This is a genomic window from Pseudomonas sp. AM4(2022), from assembly GCF_036346515.1.
Taxonomy (GTDB): Bacteria; Pseudomonadota; Gammaproteobacteria; order Pseudomonadales; family Pseudomonadaceae; genus Aquipseudomonas; species Aquipseudomonas paracarnis.
On the sequence record NZ_JAOTNW010000005.1, the window covers coordinates 170,766 to 189,020 of the forward strand.

General features: G+C 60.8%; 15 protein-coding genes. 11 read left to right on the forward strand and 4 right to left on the reverse strand.

Annotated elements, in window-relative coordinates; all coding sequences use genetic code 11:
* The first annotated feature begins 177 nt into the window (after positions 1 to 177).
* A complete protein-coding gene (locus tag ODQ19_RS09120; protein WP_330209844.1) occupies positions 178 to 2,664 on the forward strand; it encodes a circularly permuted type 2 ATP-grasp protein in 2,487 nt (828 codons plus the stop codon).
* Positions 2,664 to 3,554, forward strand: coding sequence for a transglutaminase family protein (locus tag ODQ19_RS09125; RefSeq protein ID WP_003188089.1), 891 nt, complete (start codon positions 2,664 to 2,666; stop codon positions 3,552 to 3,554). Before ODQ19_RS09120 ends, ODQ19_RS09125 begins: the two co-directional genes overlap by 1 nt.
* A 131-nt stretch (positions 3,555 to 3,685) precedes the next feature.
* Here ODQ19_RS09125 and ODQ19_RS09130 read toward each other — a convergent pair whose 3' ends face one another.
* Entirely contained in the window at positions 3,686 to 3,868 is a 183-nt protein-coding gene (locus ODQ19_RS09130) for a hypothetical protein (protein ID WP_330209845.1), read from the reverse strand.
* Positions 3,869 to 4,201: 333 nt separating this feature from the next.
* On the opposite strand from ODQ19_RS09130, the gene azu reads away from it, so the two are divergent.
* Positions 4,202 to 4,648: an azurin gene (gene azu, locus ODQ19_RS09135; protein WP_003188091.1), complete on the forward strand. Its 447-nt coding sequence runs from the start codon at positions 4,202 to 4,204 to the stop codon at positions 4,646 to 4,648.
* Positions 4,649 to 4,784: 136 nt separating this feature from the next.
* Here azu and nadE read toward each other — a convergent pair whose 3' ends face one another.
* The 3 genes from nadE to ODQ19_RS09150 all read right to left on the reverse strand — a co-directional run bounded on the left by nadE (position 4,785) and on the right by ODQ19_RS09150 (position 7,927).
* Positions 4,785 to 5,612, reverse strand: a complete 828-nt coding sequence (gene nadE / locus ODQ19_RS09140; RefSeq protein WP_330209846.1) for an ammonia-dependent NAD(+) synthetase — start codon at positions 5,610 to 5,612, stop codon at positions 4,785 to 4,787.
* A gap of 3 nt (positions 5,613 to 5,615) precedes the next feature.
* Positions 5,616 to 6,830 (reverse strand): nicotinate phosphoribosyltransferase, encoded by a 1,215-nt coding sequence (pncB, locus tag ODQ19_RS09145; protein ID WP_003188094.1) that lies wholly within the window; start codon positions 6,828 to 6,830, stop codon positions 5,616 to 5,618.
* Positions 6,831 to 7,036: 206 nt separating this feature from the next.
* The gene (locus ODQ19_RS09150) at positions 7,037 to 7,927 is read right to left on the reverse strand and encodes a LysR family transcriptional regulator (protein WP_330209847.1); all 891 of its coding nucleotides are present in this window, start codon (positions 7,925 to 7,927) and stop codon (positions 7,037 to 7,039) included.
* A 152-nt stretch (positions 7,928 to 8,079) separates the two neighbouring features.
* Here ODQ19_RS09150 and amaB point away from each other — a divergent pair, with 152 nt between their 5' ends.
* From amaB to ODQ19_RS09190, 8 genes are all read left to right on the forward strand, one after another.
* Positions 8,080 to 9,570: an L-piperidine-6-carboxylate dehydrogenase gene (gene amaB, locus ODQ19_RS09155; RefSeq protein ID WP_330209848.1), complete on the forward strand. Its 1,491-nt coding sequence runs from the start codon at positions 8,080 to 8,082 to the stop codon at positions 9,568 to 9,570.
* A 178-nt stretch (positions 9,571 to 9,748) separates the two neighbouring features.
* Positions 9,749 to 11,032, forward strand: a complete 1,284-nt coding sequence (gene amaA, locus ODQ19_RS09160) for an L-pipecolate oxidase (protein ID WP_330209849.1) — start codon at positions 9,749 to 9,751, stop codon at positions 11,030 to 11,032.
* A 374-nt stretch (positions 11,033 to 11,406) separates the two neighbouring features.
* Complete coding sequence (locus ODQ19_RS09165) at positions 11,407 to 12,543, forward strand: branched-chain amino acid ABC transporter substrate-binding protein (RefSeq protein WP_005784282.1); 1,137 nt, start codon at positions 11,407 to 11,409, stop codon at positions 12,541 to 12,543.
* 221 nt (positions 12,544 to 12,764) lie between these two features.
* The gene (locus tag ODQ19_RS09170; protein WP_003188099.1) at positions 12,765 to 13,679 is read left to right on the forward strand and encodes an ABC transporter permease subunit; all 915 of its coding nucleotides are present in this window, start codon (positions 12,765 to 12,767) and stop codon (positions 13,677 to 13,679) included.
* Between the two features lie 2 nt (positions 13,680 to 13,681).
* A complete protein-coding gene (gene livM, locus ODQ19_RS09175; RefSeq protein WP_005784284.1) occupies positions 13,682 to 14,959 on the forward strand; it encodes a high-affinity branched-chain amino acid ABC transporter permease LivM in 1,278 nt (425 codons plus the stop codon).
* On the forward strand, positions 14,956 to 15,831 hold the full coding sequence (locus ODQ19_RS09180) for an ABC transporter ATP-binding protein (RefSeq protein WP_003188102.1): 876 nt from the start codon (positions 14,956 to 14,958) through the stop codon (positions 15,829 to 15,831). The genes livM and ODQ19_RS09180 overlap by 4 nt, the downstream gene beginning before the upstream one ends.
* On the forward strand, positions 15,828 to 16,544 hold the full coding sequence (locus tag ODQ19_RS09185; RefSeq protein ID WP_330209850.1) for an ABC transporter ATP-binding protein: 717 nt from the start codon (positions 15,828 to 15,830) through the stop codon (positions 16,542 to 16,544). Before ODQ19_RS09180 ends, ODQ19_RS09185 begins: the two co-directional genes overlap by 4 nt.
* Positions 16,545 to 17,367: 823 nt before the next feature.
* Positions 17,368 to 18,135: an SDR family oxidoreductase gene (locus ODQ19_RS09190; protein ID WP_003188104.1), complete on the forward strand. Its 768-nt coding sequence runs from the start codon at positions 17,368 to 17,370 to the stop codon at positions 18,133 to 18,135.
* Positions 18,136 to 18,255 lie beyond the last annotated feature (120 nt).

Below are 18,255 nucleotides of genomic sequence, written 5' to 3' on the forward strand. Positions count from 1 at the left end.
GGAGGGCTTTTGTGGCGAGGGAGCTTGCTCCCGCTGGGGTGCGAAGCGCCCCCAATAGCAGGCGACTGCTGCGCAGTCGAGCGGGAGCAAGCTCCCTCGCCACAACAAGCCAGCTCCCACATTGGATCGCAGTGAATTTGAGTTAACCTGACTTCCCTTGCCTCTGCCGAGCGTTCCATGTCCGATTTGCTCGACCGTTACCCGCTCACCGCGGGCACCTATCACGAACTGCTGGACGCCAGCGGCGCGGTGCGTGCCCATTGGCGACGCTTGTTCGATCACCTGCAACGCAGCACGCCCGCACAACTGGCCCAGCGCCAGGCGTTGCTGACGCGCCAGATCCAGGAAAACGGCGTGACCTACAACGTCTACGCCGACCCCAAGGGCGCCGACCGCCCCTGGGAGCTGGACCTGTTGCCCCATGTGTTGGCCGCCGAGGAATGGCAGCAACTGTCGGCCGGCATCGCCCAGCGTGCGCGCCTGCTCAATGCGGTGCTGGCCGACCTGTATGGCCCGCAGCGCCTGATCAAGGAAGGCTTGCTGCCGGCCGAACTGGTGTTCGGGCATAACAATTTCCTGTGGCCGTGCCAGGGCATCCAGCCGCCCGACGGTGCGTTCCTGCATCTGTACGCGGTCGACCTGGCACGCACGCCGGATGGTCGCTGGTGGGTCACCGCCGACCGTACCCAAGCCCCGTCGGGCGCCGGCTACGCCCTGGAAAACCGCACCATCGTGTCCCGCGCCTTCCCGGACCTGTACCGGGATATGCAGGTGCAGCACCTCACCGGTTTCTTTCGCACGTTGCAGGAAACCCTGGCGCGCCAGGCTCCTGGCGATGACCAGCCGCCACTGATCGTGTTGCTCACGCCGGGGCGTTTCAACGAAAGCTATTTCGAACACCTGTACCTGGCGCGCCAGCTCGGCTACCCCTTGGTAGAGGGCGGTGACCTCACCGTGCGCGACAGCACCGTGTTCCTGAAAACCCTTAGCGGCTTGCGCCGGGTGCACGCGATCATGCGTCGCCTCGACGACGACTTTTGCGACCCGCTGGAGCTGCGCACCGACTCGGCGCTCGGCGTGCCGGGCCTGCTCGACGCCGTGCGCCAAGGCAATGTGCTGGTGGCCAATGCCTTGGGCAGCGGCGTGCTGGAGTCCCCGGGGTTGCTGGGCTTTTTGCCCAAGATCAACGAGTTTTTGTTCGGTGAAGCTTTGATCCTGCCGTCGATTGCCACTTGGTGGTGCGGCGAAGCGCCGGTGCTTGCCGAAGCCCTGGAGAAGCTGCCGGAGCTGTTGATCAAGCCGGCATTTCCCTCACAAAGTTTCGCCCCAGTGTTTGGTCGCGACCTTGATGATGAACAGCGCCAGGCCCTGGCCGAACGCATGCGTGCGCGGCCCTATGCCTATGTCGCCCAAGAGCTGGCGCAACTGTCTCAGGCACCGGTGTGGCACACCGTGGATGACCACCTGCAACACCGTGCCATCGGCATGCGTGTCTACGCCGTGGCCAGTGAAGACGGTTATCGGGTGCTGCCCGGCGGCCTGACTCGCGTGGCCGCCGACGCCGATGCCCAGGTGGTGTCGATGCAGCGCGGCGGGGCGAGCAAGGACACCTGGGTGCTCGGCGAACGCGTGCCGGGTGGCGAGCAGTGGCGCGCCCAACGCACCATTGGCGCCTATGACCTGGTGCGCCGCGATCCCTATCTGCCCTCGCGCGTGGTGGAAAACCTGTTCTGGTTCGGTCGTTACTGCGAGCGCTGCGACGACAGTGCGCGTTGGTTGCGCATCGTGCTGGCGCGGTATGTCGATGGCGACGATCCGCTGGCGTTGCAGGCCGCCGTCGAGCTCGGCGAAAGCCTGCGTCTGTTGCCGGAGGAGGGCGAGCTGCCTGATCGTCTGCTCGCGGCCTTGCTGGGTGATGACTGGCCTTCAAGCCTGCGCGCCAATTTGCAGCGCCTGCAGTGGGCGGCGTCCCAGGTGCGCGGCAAGTTGTCCAGGGAAAACTGGCAGGCCCTGGTGGAGCTGCAACGCGAAGCCATGGAACTGGAAAGCGACACCGCGGACTTTGGCGAGCTGCTCGACTTTCTCAACCGCCTGGTGATGTCCCTGGCGGCACTGTCGGGGTTTGCCCTCGACGACATGACCCGCGATGAAGGCTGGCGCTTCTTGATGATGGGGCGGCGCATCGAGCGTCTGCAGTTTCTGAGCAGCAGCCTTGCAGCGTTCCTGCGCGGCGTGGCGGTGTTCGATCAGGCCGGGCTGGAATGGTTGCTGGAGCTGGGCAACAGCAGCATCACCTACCGCTCGCGCTATCTGGCAGTGCCGCAGTTGATCCCGGTGCTCGACCTGCTGCTGCTCGACGAGCAGAACCCCCATGCGGTGCTGTTCCAGCTCAAGTTGGTGAGCCGAACCCTGCGCCGTCTCAATGATGATTTTGGCGTGCCCCGTGAAACCGGGCTGGCGCCATTGGTCGAGCGCTTGGCGCGTTTTGACCTGGGCTGCCTGGAGAACGGCCTGTTTGGCGAAGCCAGCGTGCGTGCCGCCCTGGACGGCCTGGCCGACTTGCTGCAAGCGGTGGCCGATGAAAGCGGGCAGGTGTCGGATCGCCTGGCGCTGCGCCATTTTGCCCACGTGGATGATGTCAGCCAACAAACGGTGTCGGTGTAATGAGTGCGCGCTACCAGATTTTCCATGATACCCATTACCACTACGACAGCCCGGTGTCCCTGGCCCAGCAACTGGCGCACCTGTGGCCACGGCCGTGCGCCTGGCAGAAGTGCACCTGGCAGCAGTTGGATATCAGCCCGGAACCCACCTCACGCCGCGATGAGCTGGACGTGTTCGGCAACCCGATCACTCGCTTGGCGTTCGAACGGCCCCATGATGAATTGCTGGTGAACGCCGGGCTCACTGTAGAAGTGCTGGCGCGACCCGCTCTGGACTTCCAGCGGTCGCCGCCCTGGGACCACACCCGCGACAGCCTGACCTATAGCAGCCAACCCTTGAGCGCCGAGCTGATCGAAGCGTGCCGCTATCGCTTCGAGTCGCCCTATGTCCATCTGAAGAAAACCTTCGTCGAGTTCTCCGAAAGCTGCTTCCCGCCCGGCGAGCCTTTACTGCTGGGCACGCAGGCATTGATGGAGAAGATCTTCAGCGAATTTACCTTCGATGCCGAAGCCACCCAGGTCGCCACGCCGCTGGTTGAAGTGCTGGAGCGCCGTCGCGGCGTGTGCCAGGACTTCGCTCACTTGATGCTTGCCTGCCTGCGTTCGCGGGGCCTGGCGGCGCGCTATATCAGCGGCTATCTGCTCACACAGCCACCGCCCGGCCAGCCACGGTTGATTGGCGCGGATGCCTCTCATGCGTGGGTCTCGGTGTTTTGCCCGGTATCAGGCTGGGTGGATTTTGACCCGACCAACAATGTGCAGCCGGCGCTGGAGCACATCACCCTGGCCTGGGGCCGGGATTTCTCTGATGTGTCGCCGTTGCGTGGGGTGATTCTGGGGGGAGGCAGCCACGACCCGGAGGTGCGGGTGACGGTGATGCCGCTGGAATAAAAAACGATCATTCCCACGCTCTGCGTGGGAATGCCCGCTGTGACGCTCTGCGTCACCCTTGCGCTGGCTTCAAGCCTGGTGCGGGACGCGGAGCGTCCGGGGCTGCATTCCCACGCGGAGCGTGGGAACGATCATTCAGCTGGGGCTTTCGGGGTTTCGGTCTCGTCAGTTGCTGCTTCACCTTCCGCATCCGGGTTCAGCACGCCGGCTTCTTCGTCTGCAGCGGCTTTCTTGCGTTGCAGCTTTTCCTCTTTCTTCTGTTCCTTGGCCAAGTCTCTCTGACGTTTGGCGAAGGAGTAATTAGGTTTGGCCATGGGCGATCCTCTAGGGTCGAAGGTGAGGGTGGGCGGCGCGCAGCTGCCTCGGGTCGTCATGGTAGCAGCTTCAGGGGGCCCTTTGCTTTCACTTACCGCAGGCGTAGGCAGCCAGGAGGCCGTTGAACAGGTGATTGAGGTGCATGGCATGAACTCCCGTGAGTGATGGGCCGATCATAATCAGGGTGCGGCAGTTTGGCTGGTTGATTGTGTTGATGAAGCTGATAGCCTAAAGTTGTATACAATCTGTTGATTCAGATCATAAGAACTCAAGCCTGATTGAGGCACCCTTACCGCAATCCGCGTTTTTAAAATTCTGCCTTGGAGATTCACATGTTTGCCAAACTCGTTGCTGTTTCCCTGCTGACTCTGGCGAGCGGCCAGTTGCTTGCTGCAGAGTGCAAGGTCACTGTCGACTCTACTGACCAGATGTCTTTCAACACCAAAGAAATCACCATCGACAAGAGCTGCAAGCAGTTCACCGTTGAGCTGACTCACTCGGGCAACCTGCCGAAAAACGTGATGGGCCATAACTGGGTGCTGACTACCGAAGCCAATATGCAACCGGTGGCAACCGACGGCATGGCTGCGGGGATCGACAAGGATTACCTGAAAGCCGGTGATGAGCGCATCATCGCCCACACCAAGATCATCGGTGCCGGCGAGAAAGACTCGGTGACCTTCGACGTCTCCAAGCTGAAGGCCGATGAGAAGTACAGCTTCTTCTGCTCGTTCCCAGGCCACATCTCGATGATGAAAGGTGCTGTGGTTCTGAAGTAAGACCGCGTTACCGTTCTTCGCGAGCAAGCCCGCTCCCACATTCGACCGCATTCTCATGTTGGAACTCGGTCAACTGTGGGAGCGGGCTTGCTCGCGAAGGCGATCTAACAATCAATGCAAAACGATCGGGTTCACCTCAAGGCGCAAACGGCATCACCCGCTTGTGCTCAGTCTTGCGATAGGTATCGCAGATAATCCTGAACGCCTCTTCACGCACCGGTTCACCCTGCAGGAACGCATCGATCTCGGTATAGGTCACTCCATGTGACGCCTCGTCCGGCTTGCCCGGCGACAGGTCTTCGAGGTCAGCGGTCGGCACCTTCTCCACCAGCGATTCCGGCGCACCAAAGTGGCGGGCAATGGCTCGCACCTGATGCTTCACCAGCCCGCTCAACGGCGCCAAGTCACAGGCGCCGTCACCGAACTTGGTGAAAAAGCCCATCACCGCTTCCGCCGCATGGTCGGTGCCGATCACCAGGCCGCCCGCCGCGCCGGCGATGGTGTACTGGGCCACCATGCGCATGCGCGCCTTGGTGTTGCCCAGCACGAAATCGCGGGACACCGCCGCCTTGCCTTCAAACGCCGCCACTTCATTAGCCAGGGCCTTCACTGCCGGGCCGATGTTCACGGTGTGGCGCTCGTCCGGCTCGATAAAGTCCACCGAAGCCTGGGCGTCGTGTTCGTCGAACTGGGTTTCGTAGGGCAGGCGCACGGCAATAAACCGATAAGCCTCATCGCCGGTGCTGGCGCGCAGCTCCTGCATCGCACGTTGGGCCAACAGGCCTGCGGTCAGGGAGTCGACACCGCCACTGATGCCGAGCACCAGGGTCTTGAGCCCGGAATTGCGCAGGCAGTCCTGGATAAAGGCCACGCGCCGGGCAACCTCGGCTTCGAGTGCGGCCTGGTCCTTGAACGGGGCTTGCACCTTGAGCTGTTGCGCAATCTCACGCTGTACGGCTTGCATGATTCACTCCTTGCTGGATAAGGCAGGTACTTTGAAAACGTGACGCAAATAGGCGACAAAATTCGGGTCGGTGCAATGGGTCTTGCCCGCTTCATCGGAGATTTTCGCGACGGGCTGGCCATTGCAGGCGGTCATTTTAAGCACGATGCTCATCGGTTCCACCCCTGGAATATCACAGGTCAGGTTGGTGCCGATGCCAAAGCTCACATTAATGCGACCGCGCAACGCCCGGAATATTTCCAAGGCCTTGGGCAATGTCAGACTGTCGGAGAACACCAGGGTCTTGCTCATCGGTTCGATGCCCAGCTTGTGGTAGTGAGCGATGGCTTTTTCCGCCCACTGGATCGGGTCACCGGAGTCATGGCGCAAGCCGTCGAAGAGCTTGGCGAAGTACAGGTCGAAGTCGCCGAGGAACGCGTCAGTGGTGATGCAATCGGTGAGGGCGATACCCAGCAGGCCCCGGTACTCGCGCACCCAGCAATCAAGGGCGGCGATCTGGCTGTCGATCAGGCGCGGGCCGAGTTGCTGGTGGGCCATGATCCATTCATGGGCCATGGTGCCCAGCGGCTTCATATCGAACTCACGGGCCAGGTGCACGTTGCTGGTGCCAACAAAGCGGCCAGGGAAATCGTGCTTGAGCACGCTGACCACTTCTTCTTGCACCCGGTAGGAAAAACGCCGGCGCGTACCGAAGTCCGCTACTTGCAGCTCCGACAGCTCGTCGCTGCTGGCGTTGGCGGTCAGCCAGTCGAACTTGCGATACAGCTGCTCGCGGGCCTGTTCAAGGATCACGGTCTGGTAGCGGTAGCGGTTACGCACCTCGCTGACGATGGCCAGCATTGGCACTTCAAACAGGATCACATGCAGCCACGGCCCGCGCAGGCGGATAAACAACTCGCCATTCTCTATGCCGGTTTGCACATACCGCAGGTTGAAGCGAAACAGCCCGAGGAAGCGCAGAAAATCCGGTTTCATAAAGCTGATGCGTTCCAGGAACCCCAGTTGATCGGGGCTCAGGCTCAGCTCGGCGAGGCGCTCGATCTGGTAGCGGATCTCCGCCAGGTAAGGGCGCAGGTCTTCACTGTTACGGCAACGAAACTCCCATTCAACTTCCACGTTCGGATAGTTGTGCAGCACCGCCTGCATCATGGTCAGCTTGTAGAAGTCGGTGTCGAGCAGGTTCTGCACGATGCGATCGGCAAACACACTCTCGCTCATAACGGGAATCTCCAGACGGGTCGGCGATGGAGGCCGGCCTTTACGCACAATTGAGGAAGGGGGCTAGTGGCGCATAGACCTGTGGGGGATTGCCAGTGATTTTTTTGCCAAGGCCACTGGCGCTTTCGCGAGCAAGCCCGCTCCCACACTTGGAATGCACTTCAAATGTGGGAGCGGGCTTGCTCGCGAAAGCGATATGTCAGGCACTAAATAACCTGCTCCATCATCCACTTCACAAATTCACGCACCTTGGGCACCTCCGCCGAATGCTCAGGATACGCCAGGTAGTAAGCATCCTGGCTCGGCATCGCATGTTGCCAGGGAATCACCAGCTTGCCCTCGGCCAATTCCTCTTCCACCAGAAAGCGCGGCAACAGCGCCACGCCACAACCCACCTGCGCGGCCCGAATGCACATATAGAACGTGTCGAACCGCGGCCCATGGTAACTGTGCTCTGTATGGAAACCCTGGCTGGCGAACCAGTCATGCCAGCCCTGGGGCCGCGAGGCGTTTTGCAGCAGCACCAGGTCGCTCAGTTGCGTGGGGTCGGTGAAGGGCTGGGCAGGCAGGCTGTCGGGCGAACAGACCGGTACCAGCTCTTCACTGAACAGCTTCAGGCTCTCGGTGCCAGGGCGTGCGCCCTGGCCGAAGTAAAACGCCATGTCGGCCTTGCCTTGCAGTAATTCGTCCGGGGCCTGTTCGTTGCACAGGTCCAGGTGGATCTGCGGGTGACGCAAACGCCAACCCTTGAGGCGCGGTACCAGCCAGCGTGCGCCAAAAGTGTAGGGCGTGGACACGCGCAGCACTTCGGTTTCGCCGCCGTAGGAGCGCAGGTAGTGGGTGGACATTTCCACTTGTGTGAGGATCTTGCGCACTTCCACCAGGTACAGGTCGCCCGCCGGGGTCATCTGCAAGCGGCGGCGCACGCGGCGGAACAGCAGGTGCTGCAACAGCTCTTCCAGCTGCGCCACCTGTTTGCTCACCGCGCTTTGGGTGAGGTTCAGTTCTTCGGCCGCGCGGGTGAAGCTCAGGTGGCGGGTGGCCGCTTCGAAACACTGCAGGGCGGTGATCGAGGGCAAATGTCTTCTGTTCAGCACGGCATGCCTCTTTTTATTCTTGCATGAATAAAGGGAATGATATCTCGCCTAATCGTCGTTTGTTGGCAAGTCTTGGGCCAGCTACAAATAGGCTCAGGATCGCCGTGCAAGCAGCGGCGCGATTTTTCTACGCAGATTTGAAGGAGTGACCCATGGTTGCCGCATTGCTTGATCGTCTCGGGGTAAACCCGGCGCTGTACCAGGCTGGGAAACAACCCGTGCATTCACCGATTGATGGCAGCCGTATCGGCAGTGTCCATTGGGAAGGTGCCGCCGAGGTGGAGCAGCAGGTCAGTCGCGCCGAGCATGCATTCGAAGCCTGGCGCAAGGTGCCGGCGCCGCGGCGTGGCGAGCTGGTGCGCCAGTTCGGCGACGTATTGCGCGAGTACAAGGCCGACCTGGGCGAACTTGTTTCCTGGGAAGCCGGCAAGATCACCCAGGAAGGCTTGGGTGAAGTGCAGGAAATGATCGACATCTGCGACTTCGCCGTCGGCCTGTCGCGCCAGTTGTACGGCTTGACCATCGCCTCCGAGCGCCCCGGGCACCATATGCGTGAAACCTGGCACCCGCTGGGCGTGGTCGGTGTGATCAGCGCCTTTAACTTCCCCGTGGCAGTATGGGCGTGGAACACCGCGCTGGCCCTGGTGTGCGGCAACGCGGTGATCTGGAAACCGTCGGAAAAGACCCCGCTCACCGCACTGGCCTGCCAGGCCTTGTTCGAGCGCGTACTGAAAAAATTCGACGGTGCCCCCGAGTACCTCAGCCAAGTGATCATCGGCGGCCGCGACGCCGGCGCTGCGCTGGTAGACGACCCGCGCGTCGCCCTGATCAGCGCCACCGGCAGCACGCGCATGGGCCGCGAAGTGGCACCCAAAGTCGCCGCGCGTTTCGCCCGCAGCATCCTGGAACTGGGCGGCAATAACGCGATGATCCTCGGCCCAAGCGCCGACCTGGACATGGCCGTGCGCGCCATCCTGTTCAGCGCGGTGGGCACCGCCGGACAACGCTGCACCACCCTGCGCCGGCTGATCGCCCATGAGTCGGTCAAGGAAGAAATCGTCACCCGCCTCAAGGCCGCCTATTCCAAAGTGCGCATCGGCCACCCCCTGGAAGGCAACCTGATTGGCCCGCTGATCGACAAGCACAGTTTCGACAACATGCAGGATGCCCTTGAGCAAGCCTTGAGCGAAGGCGGCAAGGTGTTCGGCGGCAAGCGCCAGTTGCAAGAAAAATTCCCCAACGCCTACTACGTATCGCCGGCCATCGTGGAGATGCCTGAGCAAAGCGACGTGGTGTGCAGCGAAACCTTCGCGCCGATTCTTTACGTGGTCGGTTACACCGACTTCGCCGAAGCCCTGCGCCTGAACAACGCCGTGCCGCAAGGCTTGTCGTCCTGCATCTTCACTACCGACGTGCGTGAAGCCGAGCAGTTCATGTCGGCGGTGGGCAGCGACTGCGGTATTGCCAACGTCAACATCGGCCCGAGCGGCGCGGAGATCGGTGGCGCGTTCGGGGGTGAAAAAGAGACCGGCGGCGGGCGTGAATCGGGCTCGGATGCGTGGCGCGGGTATATGCGCCGGCAGACCAATACCGTGAACTACTCGCTGGAACTGCCGTTGGCACAAGGCATTACCTTCGACTAAACCACTGTCGAAACGCGGTTGAAAATGTGGGAGCGGGCTTGCTCGCGAATGCGGTGGATCAGCTGTAAATCTGTTGACTGACACACTGAATTCGCGAGCAAGGCCGCTCCCACATTTGATTGGATTACCAAGTCGAAACTGAATTGAGTTGTTTGTTAGGTCTCATCGGAGTCTGGCAATGGCACTGCGCGAAACATGTTTATGGGAACACCTCACCCCAGGCCGCCCCGACCGAGCCGCGCTCAAGGGCGCGGTCAAGGTGGATGTGTGCGTGATCGGCGCCGGCATCACCGGTTTGTCGGCGGCTATTCATTTGCTGGAACAGGGTAAAAGCGTCGCCGTACTGGAGGCCCATCGCACCGGTCACGGCGGTTCGGGGCGCAACGTCGGGCTGGTCAACGCCGGCCTGTGGATTCCACCGGACGAGATCGAGGCCGGTTTCGGCACGGCGGTGGGCAGCCAGCTCAACCGCATGTTGGGCGCGGCGCCGTCCCTGGTGTTCAGCCTGATCGACAAATACAACATCGACTGCCAATTGCGCCGTGAAGGCACCTTGCACATGGCGCACAACGCCCGTGGCGAGGCGGACTTGCGCAGCCGTGAGCAGCAGTGGAAACGCCGCGGCGCACCGGTTGAGTTACTCACCGGCCAGGCCTGCGAGCGCGCCACCGGCACCCGGAAAATCGCCGCCGCGTTGCTGGATCGGCGCGCCGGCACCTTGAACCCCATGGCCTACACCACTGGGTTGGCGAATGCCGCCGTTGGGCTGGGCGGGCAACTGTTCGATCATTCGCCGGTCACCCAGCTTGAGCGCCAAGGCGCCGATTGGTCGGTGCAGACCGCCGAGGGCGCGGTAGAGGCCGCGCAGGTGGTGATCGCCTCCAATGCCTACACCGAAGGCGAATGGACCGAGCTGCGGCGTAACTTCTTCCCCGGCTATTACTACCAGGTGGCCTCGGCGCCCCTGACTGATGACGCCGCCCGGCAAATCCTCCCCGGCGGCCAGGGCTCCTGGGACACGCGCCAGGTCCTGAGCAGCATTCGCCGCGATGCCGATGGGCGCCTGTTGCTGGGCAGCCTGGGTAACGGCAACCAGAAACCGGCGTGGTTCCTCAAGGCGTGGGCCGATCGGGTGCAGCAACACTACTTCCCGTACCTCAAACCGGTGCAATGGGAATACACCTGGACCGGCTGCATCGCGTTCACCCCGGACCACTTGATGCGCCTGTTCGAACCGGCCCCCGGCCTGGTGGCGGTCACCGGCTATAACGGGCGCGGCGTGACCACCGGCAGCGTGGTGGGCAAGGCGTTTGCCGACTACCTGTGTCACCAGGACCCCCAAGCCTTGCCGATCCCTTTTGCCCCTATGCAACCTCTGGCCGCTGTGGGCCTGCGCAGTTGCCTGTATGAAGCCGGCTTCTCGCTCTATCACGCCGGGCAATGCCTGAGGATCGTGATTTGATCAGCGAAATACCCCTCAAAAGCCTGCGTTTTCTTAGCAGGCTACCCATCTGTATTGGTGCAAGTCGTAGCAATCACGCACTGTAAATGTGCAGTTCCGTTACGCACATTGTTACAGCTGTAGGAGCTGTCGTTTATGCCTGTGGTTGCAGGTGCGACCTCCCAGGGTTGTACTTTTTTGGAGCGTTGGTTGCACCTATAGACGCTAGACGGTTGCACGTCCTGGCAAAAGGCGTCGAAACGCCTGTAATAACAATGACACCGTGTCTTTTTGAAGAATAAAAAAGTAATGGCACGCGGCTTGCTCTGAGCTTTCAGTGAAAAGTTTGAATGCAAGTTGTCGTGCCAAAAATCAAAAATATCGGAGCACCACTCATGTCCCAGACGTTTTACAAGAAAGGTTTTCTGGCCCTCGCCGTTGCTGCGGCGCTGGGTGTTTCTACGTTTGTTCAAGCTGATGTGAAAATTGGTGTGGCAGGCCCGATGACGGGTGCCAACGCCGCTTTCGGTGAGCAGTACATGAAGGGTGCCCAGGCGGCAGCCGACGTTATCAACAAGGCCGGCGGCATTAACGGCGAGCAGATCAAGCTCGTGGCGGGCGATGACGCCTGCGAACCCAAGCAGGCCGTAGCCGTGGCCAACCGTCTGGCCGACCAGGACAAGGTGATCGGTGTGGTCGGGCACTTCTGCTCATCCAATACCATCCCGGCGTCGGAGGTTTACGATGAAGCGGGCATCATCGCCATCACCCCAGGTTCCACCAACCCACAAGTGACCGAACGCGGCCTGGGCGCCATGTTCCGTATGTGCGGGCGTGACGACCAGCAAGGCATCGTCGCCGGCGACTATATCGTCGATGTGCTCAAGGGCAAGAAAGTCGCGGTGATCAACGACAAGGACACCTACGGCAAAGGCTTGGCCGACGCCACCGCAGCCCAACTGACCAAGCGCGGCGTCAAGCCGGTGCTGGAAGAGGGCCTGACCCGAGGCGAGAAAGACTTCAGCGCCCTGGTCACCAAGATCCGTTCCCTGGGCGCCGACGTCGTGTACTTCGGCGGCTTGCATCCGGAAGCCGGCCCATTGGTGCGCCAGATCCGTGAAGCGGGCTTGAAAGACGTCAAGTTCATGTCCGATGACGGTGTGGTCACCGACGAACTGGTAGCCACCGCCGGCGGCGCCCAGTACGTCGATGGCGTATACATGACCTTCGGCGCCGACCCACGCCTGCTGCCAGACAGCAAGACCGTGGTGGAAGAGTTCCGCAAGAACGGCACCGAGCCTGAAGGCTACACCCTGTACGCCTACGCCTCGATCCAGGCCCTGGCCGCCGGCTTCAACGGTGCCAAGTCCAACAAGGGCGAAGACGCTGCCAAGTGGCTCAAGGCCAACCCGGTTAAAACCGTCATGGGCGAAAAAGCCTGGGATGCCAAGGGCGACCTGAAAGTCTCTGACTACGTGGTTTACCAGTGGGACAAAGACGGCAAATACCATCAGTTGGAAAAGCAGAAGTAATAACGCGACGGCTTGAACACCTCGATCTCTTTGGGAGCCGGGCTTGCCCGCGATGACGGCCTCAATACCAACACCTGTGTTGAATGTGAAACCGATATCGCAGGCAAGCCAGCTCCCACAGAGGGCCTGGTTGCCTGCTCTATTGCAACAAACCTGTTTTTTCCTCCAGAAGCGCCGCACACCCCACCGGTGTGCAGGTGCTCACCGCGTGAGATTGCGTTATGGATGGTATTTTCCTGCAGCAACTGGTCAACGGCCTGACCCTCGGGTCGGTCTATGGCCTGATCGCCATCGGCTACACAATGGTCTATGGCATCATTGGCATGATCAACTTCGCCCACGGCGAGGTTTATATGATTTCCGCTTACCTCGCGGCGATCAGTCTGGCACTGCTGGCTTACTTCGGCATCGAATCCTTCCCGCTGCTCATTCTCGGTACCTTGATCTTCACCGTAGTCGTCACCGGCGTGTACGGTTGGGTGATTGAGCGTGTCGCCTACAAACCGTTGCGTAACTCCACCCGCCTGGCTCCGCTGATCAGCGCCATCGGTATCTCGCTTATCCTGCAGAACTACGCGCAGATCGCCCAGGGCGCCAAGCAACAAGGCATTCCCACCCTGCTGGCCGGCGCCTGGCGTGTCGATATCGGCACCGGGTTTGTACAACTGACCTACACCAAGGTGTTCATCCTGGTCGCCGCTTTTGCCGGCATGGCCTTGCTCACCTACATCATCAAATACACCAAGCTGGGCCGTATGTGCCGTGCCACCCAGCAAGACCGCAAGATGGCCTCGATTCTGGGCATCAACACCGACCGGGTGATCTCCTACGTGTTTGTCATCGGTGCCGCCATGGCCGCCCTGGCCGGCGTGCTCATCACCCTCAACTACGGCACCTTCGACTTCTATGCCGGCTTCATCATCGGCATCAAGGCGTTTACCGCGGCGGTACTCGGCGGCATCGGCTCTCTGCCTGGGGCGATGCTGGGCGGGATCATTCTCGGTATCTCCGAGTCGTTGTTCTCGGGGTTGATCAACTCTGACTACAAAGACGTGTTCAGTTTCTCCCTGCTGGTGGTGATTCTGATTTTCCGTCCCCAGGGCCTGCTTGGTCGCCCACTCGTGGCGAAGGTGTAAACATGTCTGCTGCCAAATCCATTGATATCAAGAAAAGTGTGGTCGATACGGTCCTCGCCGGGCTGATTTCGCTGATCGTGTTCGGGCCTATCGTCGGCGTGGTGCTCGACGGCTACAGCTTCAACCTGGAGCCGCTGCGCGTTGCCACATTGGTCGCCATTGTGATGGCCGGACGCTTTGCCCTCAGCCTGTTTCTGCAAACCCCAAAGGGTGTGAAGATTCTGCAGGGCTTCGAAAGCAGCGGCTCGGGTGTGCACGTGCTGCCACCGGACTACAAGTCGCGATTGCGCTGGATCATCCCGGCGCTGATCGTGATCGCCATCGTGTTCCCGATCTTTGCCAACAAGTACCTGCTCACCGTGGTGATCCTGGGGCTGATCTACGTGTTGCTCGGCCTGGGGCTGAACATCGTGGTGGGCCTGGCGGGCCTGCTCGACCTGGGTTACGTGGCCTTCTACGCCATTGGTGCCTACGGCCTGGCGCTGGGTTATCAATACCTGGGCCTGGGGTTCTGGACGGTGCTGCCGCTGGCGGCCATCGCGGCGGCGCTGGCGGGGTGCATACTCGGCTTCCCGGTGCTGCGAATGCACGGTGACTACCTGGCCATCGTGACCCTGGGCTTCGGGGAAATCATTCGCCTGGTACTCAACAACTGGCTGTCATTCACCGGCGGCCCCAACGGTATGCCGGTGCCTTCGCCGACCTTTCTGGGCCTTGAATTCGGCAAGCGTGCAAAGGATGGCGGCATTCCGTTTCACGAGTTCTTCGGCATCGATTACAACCCCAACATCAAGTTCATGTTCATCTACATCGTGCTGTTTCTGGTGGTGCTGGCCGTGCTGTACATCAAGCATCGCCTGACGCGCATGCCGGTCGGTCGCGCCTGGGAAGCCCTGCGCGAAGATGAAATCGCCTGCCGTTCCATGGGCCTGAACCATGTGCTGGTCAAACTCTCGGCCTTCACCATCGGCGCTTCAACCGCAGGTTTGGCCGGGGTGTTCTTTGCCAGCTACCAGGGCTTCGTCAACCCATCGTCGTTTACCTTCTTCGAGTCGGCGTTGATCCTCGCCATCGTGGTGTTGGGCGGCATGGGCTCGACGGTCGGCGTGGTGATCGCCGCGTTTGTGCTGACCGTGGCGCCCGAACTGCTGCGCAGCTTCTCCGAGTATCGCGTGCTGCTGTTTGGCGTGTTGATGGTGGTGATGATGATCTGGAGACCGCGTGGCTTGATTCGGATCAGCCGTACCGGTGTGACGCCACGCAAGGGGGTAGCGCCATGAGCAAGGAAGTGGTCCTCTCCGTGGAACACCTGATGATGCACTTCGGAGGCATCAAGGCCCTCAGTGATGTGAGCCTGCAGGTCAAACGCAACTCGATCTTCGCCCTGATCGGCCCCAACGGCGCCGGCAAGACCACGGTGTTCAACTGCCTCACCGGCTTCTACAAAGCCAGTGGCGGCAAGATCGAGCTCAACGTGCGGGGCAAGCAAACCAACGTCATTCAGTTGCTGGGTGAGCGCTTTGAGGCCACCGACTTCGTGTCGCCCAAAAGCTTCCTCAGCCGTGTGTACTACAAGATGTTCGGCGGCACCCACCTGGTGAACCGTGCCGGGCTGGCGCGCACCTTTCAGAACATTCGCCTGTTCAAGGAAATGTCGGTGCTGGAAAACCTGCTGGTGGCCCAGCACATGTGGGTCAACCGCAACATGCTTGCCGGCATCCTCAATACCAAAGGCTACCGCAAGGCCGAAAGCGATGCGCTGGACTGCGCATTCTACTGGCTGGAAGTGGTCGACCTGGTGGACTGCGCCAACCGTCTGGCCGGCGAGCTCTCCTACGGCCAGCAGCGCCGTCTGGAAATCGCCCGCGCCATGTGCACGCGGCCGCAGATCATCTGCCTGGACGAACCGGCAGCGGGCCTCAACCCTCAGGAAACCGAAGCCCTCAGCGCGATGATTCGCCTGCTGCGCGACGAACACGACCTCACGGTGGTGCTGATCGAACACGACATGGGCATGGTGATGAGTATTTCCGACCACATTGTGGTGCTGGACCACGGCAACGTGATCGCCGAAGGCGGCCCCGACGCGATCCGCAACGACCCGAAAGTGATTGCTGCCTACCTGGGCGCGGACGAAGAGGAGCTGGTATGAGCGGACCCATCCTCGAAATGAAGGACCTGGACGTGTTCTACGGCCCGATCCAGGCCCTGAAAAAAGTCTCGCTGCACATCAACGAAGGCGAAACCGTCAGCCTGATCGGCTCCAACGGCGCAGGAAAGTCCACGCTGCTGATGTCGATCTTCGGCCAGCCTCGCGCCGAATCGGGGCAGATTCTGTACAACGGCGTCGACATTACCCACAAGTCGTCCCACTACATCGCTTCCAACGGCATTGCGCAGTCGCCGGAAGGGCGGCGGGTGTTCCCCGACATGACCGTCGAGGAAAACCTGCTGATGGGCACCATCCCCATTGGCGACAAGTTCGCCAGCGAGGACATGCAACGCATGTTCGAGCTGTTCCCCAGGCTCAAGGAGCGGCGTAACCAGCGGGCCATGACCATGTCCGGCGGCGAGCAGCAAATGCTCGCCATCGCCCGTGCGCTGATGAGCCGGCCCAAGCTGTTGTTGCTCGATGAGCCAAGCCTGGGGTTGGCGCCGATTGTGGTGAAGCAGATCTTCTCCACCCTGCGCGAGCTGGCGTCCACCGGTATGACTATCTTCCTGGTGGAGCAGAACGCCAACCATGCGCTGCGCCTGTCGGACCGCGCGTATGTGATGGTCAATGGTGAGATTCGTCTGACCGGGACCGGCAAGGAGTTGCTGGTGAACGAGGACGTGCGTAACGCCTACCTGGGCGGCCACTAACCTAAGATCCAGGCGCATCAACCCTGTGGGAACCGGGCCTTATGTGGGAGCCGGGCTTGCCCGCGATAGCATCACCTCGGTTTAGCTGGCATACCGAGGTGGCTGCATCGCAGGCAAGCCAGCTCCCACCCAAGGCCCGGTTCCCACATTTGTTTTTGCGGTGTCAACACGCCCTCCACCAAATTGTGGAAAACAAATCCAGCCGACCTCAAAAGCGCGACATATAGCCGCCGCAAATCCCTGTTTTGTCACAGTTTTGACTTGTCCCCATCCACTGTGGAACCGGCTGTGGGTAACGTGGGAGTAGCTGGCTGAAAGCCTTTAACTACGTGGCTTGTAGCGTGTTGGTTGTTTTTCGATCAGCGTGTTTTTCGCCACCGCCTCAAGGGTTTGTCAACCTGTTTAAAGACACAGGTATATGAATGAAATAAGTCATTCCTGCCTGTGGATAAGTCTGTGACTAAACTCTGGAAAGACGCGCGCAGGGGCCGGAATGACTGGCCTGGAGCCATCGTTGTGTTTTTCTGCATTTGTCAGCGGCTACATAGGCGCTCGCCCAGGTCAAGCAAAAAACTTTATAAAACCGCCTGCAACCCTTGTACACAGCGGCTTTGCGCCGTTTGCACTTGCCCCCAAAGACTGTGGGCGCAGTTGTGGATAACCTGCGCGCATATGGCTGCAAGCTACGGTTTATAAGGCTTTGCGTGGTTTGATTAAAAAATGATCAGCCAAGCATGCGTGTGTGTGCACAGCGGTTGCCGCAAACGCGGCGTAAGGGCATTCTGCTGGCTGTTTTTTTCCCGATGCCCGCAAGGAGAACACCATGTCCGACACGCTGTTTATCACTGGCGCTACTTCAGGTTTCGGCGAAGCCTGTGCCCGTCGCTTTGCCGAGGCCGGTTGGAAACTGGTGCTTACCGGTCGTCGTGCCGAGCGCTTGAATGCCTTGGTCGAAGAGCTTTCCAAGCAGACCGAAGTGCATGGCCTGGTGGTGGATGTGCGCGACCGCAAAGGCATGGAGGAGGCCATCGCCAACTTGCCGCCCTCGTTCGCGACGCTGCGTGGCCTGATCAACAATGCCGGCCTGGCCGTGGGCACCGACCCTGCGCCCAAGTGCGACCTCGACGATTGGGAAACCATGGTCGACACCAACATCAAGGGCCTGCTGACCACCACCAACCTGCTGTTGCCGCGCCTGATTGCCCATGGGCGCGGTGCCGGGATTATCAACCTGGGCTCCATCGCCGGTAACTACCCGTACCCGGGCAGCCATGTGTACGGCGGCTCCAAGGCGTTCGTGAAGCAGTTCTCGTTGAACCTGCGCTGCGACTTGCAAGGCACCGGCGTGCGCGTGACCAATATTGAGCCGGGCTTGTGTGAAAGCGAGTTCTCCCTGGTGCGCTTCGGCGGTGACCAGGCGCGTTACGACGCCACCTATGCAGGGGCCGAACCGATCCAGCCGCAGGATATTGCCGATACGATTTTCTGGGTGATGAACACCCCGGCGCACGTGAACATCAACCGCCTGGAGCTGATGCCGGTGAGCCAGACCTGGGCCGGGTTTGCGATTGAGCGTGGGGCCAAGGGCTAAGCACCTGCGCGACACACTGTAGGAGCGAGCTTGCTCGCGAAAAACGTTAACGATGACGCGGGTATCCTGAATGCACGCGGCGCGCTCAGGTTTTTCGCGAGCAAGCTCGCTCCTACAGTA